Below are 4960 nucleotides of genomic sequence, written 5' to 3'. Positions count from 1 at the left end.
GACATATCCCGGGATGGGGGTCGTTGTTTCAGAACAACACAGTGGACGCGAGCAACTGAGGACAAGCCCTCGGCCTATTAGTACCGGTCAGCTCCACCCATTACTGGGCTTCCACATCCGGCCTATCAACCCAGTCGTCTACTGGGAGCCTTACCCTCTCAAGGAGGTGGGAGTGCTCATCTCGAAGCAGGCTTCCCGCTTAGATGCTTTCAGCGGTTATCCCTCCCGAACGTAGCCAACCAGCCATGCCCTTGGCAGGACAACTGGCACACCAGAGGTTCGTCCGTCCCGGTCCTCTCGTACTAGGGACAGCCCTTCTCAACACTCCTACGCGCACAGCGGATAGGGACCGAACTGTCTCACGACGTTCTAAACCCAGCTCGCGTACCGCTTTAATGGGCGAACAGCCCAACCCTTGGGACCTACTCCAGCCCCAGGATGCGACGAGCCGACATCGAGGTGCCAAACCATCCCGTCGATATGGACTCTTGGGGAAGATCAGCCTGTTATCCCCGGGGTACCTTTTATCCGTTGAGCGACGGCGCTTCCACAAGCCACCGCCGGATCACTAGTCCCTGCTTTCGCACCTGCTCGACCCGTCGGTCTCACAGTCAAGCTCCCTTGTGCACTTACACTCAACACCTGATTGCCAACCAGGCTGAGGGAACCTTTGGGCGCCTCCGTTACCCTTTAGGAGGCAACCGCCCCAGTTAAACTACCCACCAGACACTGTCCCTGATCCGGATCACGGACCCAGGTTAGACATCCAGCACGACCAGAGTGGTATTTCAACGACGACTCCACAACGACTGGCGTCGCTGCTTCAAAGTCTCCCACCTATCCTACACAAGCCGAACCGAACACCAATATCAAGCTATAGTAAAGGTCCCGGGGTCTTTCCGTCCTGCTGCGCGAAACGAGCATCTTTACTCGTAATGCAATTTCACCGGGCCTATGGTTGAGACAGTCGAGAAGTCGTTACGCCATTCGTGCAGGTCGGAACTTACCCGACAAGGAATTTCGCTACCTTAGGATGGTTATAGTTACCACCGCCGTTTACTGGCGCTTAAGTTCTCAGCTTCGCCCCGACGAATCAGAGCTAACCGGTCCCCTTAACGTTCCAGCACCGGGCAGGCGTCAGTCCGTATACATCGCCTTACGGCTTCGCACGGACCTGTGTTTTTAGTAAACAGTCGCTTCTCGCTGGTCTCTGCGGCCGGCCCCAGCTCCGAGTGCAAGACTCATCACCAGTTCCGGCCCCCCTTCTCCCGAAGTTACGGGGGCATTTTGCCGAGTTCCTTAACCATAGTTCACCCGAACGCCTCGGTATTCTCTACCTGACCACCTGAGTCGGTTTGGGGTACGGGCCGCCATGAAACTCGCTAGAGGCTTTTCTCGACAGCATAGGATCATCCACTTCACCACAATCGGCTCGGCATCAGGTCTCAGCCTCAATGAGTGGCGGATTTGCCTACCACTCGGCCTACACCCTTACCCCGGGACAACCACCGCCCGGGCTGGACTACCTTCCTGCGTCACCCCATCGCTCACCTAATACCCTGTTGGACCGGCGGCTCCACCACTCCCCTCAACCCGAAGGTCTCAGGGCGGCTTCACGGCCTTAGCATTCAGAGGTTCAGCGTTGGCGCTTCAAAGCGGGTACGGGAATATCAACCCGTTGTCCATCGACTACGCCTGTCGGCCTCGCCTTAGGTCCCGACTTACCCTGGGCAGATCAGCTTGACCCAGGAACCCTTGGTCAATCGGCGCAAGAGTTTCCCACTCTTGTATCGCTACTCATGCCTGCATTCTCACTCGTGTCCCGTCCACGACTCGATTCCTCGGCCGCTTCACCCGGAACACGACGCTCCCCTACCCATCCACAGCGTCGTTGGACGTATTCTGTGAATGACACGACTTCGGTGGTGTGCTTGAGCCCCGCTACATTGTCGGCGCGGAATCACTTGACCAGTGAGCTATTACGCACTCTTTCAAGGGTGGCTGCTTCTAAGCCAACCTCCTGGTTGTCTCTGCGACTCCACATCCTTTCCCACTTAGCACACGCTTAGGGACCTTAGTCGGTGTTCTGGGCTGTTTCCCTCTCGACCATGGAGCTTATCCCCCACAGTCTCACTGCCGCGCTCTCACTTACCGGCATTCGGAGTTTGGCTAAGGTCAGTAACCCGGTAAGGCCCATCGCCTATCCAGTGCTCTACCTCCGGCAAGAAACACGCGACGCTGCACCTAAATGCATTTCGGGGAGAACCAGCTATCACGGAGTTTGATTGGCCTTTCACCCCTAACCACAGGTCATCCCCCAGGTTTTCAACCCTGGTGGGTTCGGTCCTCCACACGGTCTTACCCGCGCTTCAACCTGCCCATGGCTAGATCACTCCGCTTCGGGTCTTGGGCATGCAACTCAGACGCCCTATTCGGACTCGCTTTCGCTACGGCTACCCCACACGGGTTAACCTCGCTACACACCGCAAACTCGCAGGCTCATTCTTCAAAAGGCACGCAGTCACCCGAAGGCTCCCACGGCTTGTAGGCACACGGTTTCAGGTACTATTTCACTCCGCTCCCGCGGTACTTTTCACCATTCCCTCACGGTACTATCCGCTATCGGTCACTAGGGAATATTTAGGCTTAGCGGGTGGTCCCGCCAGATTCACACGGGATTTCTCGGGCCCCGTGCTACTTGGGAGATGAGCAAGCAAGCCGTACAGATTTCGTCTACGGGGGTCTTACCCTCTACGCCGGACCTTTCGCATGTCCTTCGACTACCCATACGGTTTCTGACTCGCCGACCGGCCGGCAGACCGATCAAGCTCATTCCCACAACCCCCCAAGCGCAACCCCTGCCGGGTCTCACACACTCAAGGTTTAGCCTCATCCGGTTTCGCTCGCCACTACTCCCGGAATCACGGTTGTTTTCTCTTCCTGCGGGTACTGAGATGTTTCACTTCCCCGCGTTCCCTCCACATACCCTATGTGTTCAGGTATGGGTGACAGCCCATGACGACTGCCGGGTTTCCCCATTCGGACACCCCCGGATCAAAGCTCGGTTGACAGCTCCCCGGGGCCTATCGCGGCCTCCCACGTCCTTCATCGGTTCCTAGTGCCAAGGCATCCACCGTGCGCCCTTAAAAACTTGGCCACAGATGCTCGCGTCCACTGTGCAGTTCTCAAACAACGACCAGACACCCACACCCGACACCCCCAAAGGGACGCCCAGCCTGGGACCGGCACTGAGGTCATCGGCCATACAGCCGTTCCCTCAGGACCCAACAACGTGCCCGACACACCAGACCAGCCGAACCGTTCCACGCCGAAGCAGTACTAGGAGACAACCAACCAAGTGTGCCGAATAGTCAACGTTCCACCCATGAGCAACCGTGCGAGACATTCGCTCGCAACCGGCCATGTGCTCCTTAGAAAGGAGGTGATCCAGCCGCACCTTCCGGTACGGCTACCTTGTTACGACTTCGTCCCAATCGCTGGTCCCACCTTCGACGGCTCCCTCCCAAGGGTTAGGCCACCGGCTTCGGGTGTTACCGACTTTCGTGACGTGACGGGCGGTGTGTACAAGGCCCGGGAACGTATTCACCGCAGCATGCTGATCTGCGATTACTAGCAACTCCAACTTCATGGGGTCGAGTTGCAGACCCCAATCCGAACTGAGGCCGGCTTTTTGGGATTCGCTCCGCCTCACGGCATCGCAGCCCTTTGTACCGACCATTGTAGCACGTGTGCAGCCCAAGACATAAGGGGCATGATGATTTGACGTCGTCCCCACCTTCCTCCGAGTTGACCCCGGCAGTCTCCTGTGAGTCCCCATCACCCCGAAAGGCATGCTGGCAACACAGAACAAGGGTTGCGCTCGTTGCGGGACTTAACCCAACATCTCACGACACGAGCTGACGACAACCATGCACCACCTGTATACCGACCACAAGGGGGCGACCATCTCTGGCCGTTTCCGGCATATGTCAAGCCTTGGTAAGGTTCTTCGCGTTGCGTCGAATTAAGCCACATGCTCCGCTGCTTGTGCGGGCCCCCGTCAATTCCTTTGAGTTTTAGCCTTGCGGCCGTACTCCCCAGGCGGGGAACTTAATGCGTTAGCTGCGGCACCGACGACGTGGAATGTCGCCAACACCTAGTTCCCAACGTTTACGGCGTGGACTACCAGGGTATCTAATCCTGTTCGCTCCCCACGCTTTCGCTCCTCAGCGTCAGTAATGGCCCAGAGATCCGCCTTCGCCACCGGTGTTCCTCCTGATATCTGCGCATTTCACCGCTACACCAGGAATTCCGATCTCCCCTACCACACTCCAGCCTGCCCGTATCGAATGCAGACCCGGGGTTAAGCCCCGGGCTTTCACATCCGACGCGACAGGCCGCCTACGAGCTCTTTACGCCCAATAATTCCGGACAACGCTCGCACCCTACGTATTACCGCGGCTGCTGGCACGTAGTTAGCCGGTGCTTCTTCTGCAGGTACCGTCACTTGCGCTTCTTCCCTGCTGAAAGAGGTTTACAACCCGAAGGCCGTCATCCCTCACGCGGCGTCGCTGCATCAGGCTTTCGCCCATTGTGCAATATTCCCCACTGCTGCCTCCCGTAGGAGTCTGGGCCGTGTCTCAGTCCCAGTGTGGCCGGTCGCCCTCTCAGGCCGGCTACCCGTCGTCGCCTTGGTAGGCCATTACCCCACCAACAAGCTGATAGGCCGCGGGCTCATCCTGCACCGCCGGAGCTTTCCACCCAGAACCATGCGGTCCCAGGTAATATCCGGTATTAGACCCCGTTTCCAGGGCTTGTCCCAGAGTGCAGGGCAGATTGCCCACGTGTTACTCACCCGTTCGCCACTGATCCACCCCGAAGGGCTTCACCGTTCGACTTGCATGTGTTAAGCACGCCGCCAGCGTTCGTCCTGAGCCAGGATCAAACTCTCCGTGAATGT

The 4960-nt window shown here is 57.9% G+C and carries 2 rRNA genes; both read right to left on the bottom strand.

The features are described 5' to 3' along the window. Window positions 1-57: 57 nt before the first annotated feature. Window positions 58-3157, bottom strand: a 23S ribosomal RNA gene (locus C7C46_RS29095). A gap of 278 nt (window positions 3158-3435) precedes the next feature. Then, window positions 3436-4957 (bottom strand): 16S ribosomal RNA (locus C7C46_RS29090). The 16S and 23S rRNA genes sit together here, the layout of an rRNA operon. Between the last annotated feature and the right edge of the window lie 3 nt (window positions 4958-4960).

This window comes from Streptomyces tateyamensis (genome assembly GCF_003205575.1).
In the GTDB taxonomy this organism is placed as follows: Bacteria; Actinomycetota; Actinomycetes; order Streptomycetales; family Streptomycetaceae; genus Kitasatospora; species Kitasatospora tateyamensis.
Note: the sequence above shows the minus strand (reverse complement) of the source record. Positions and strands in the feature narration are given on the sequence as shown.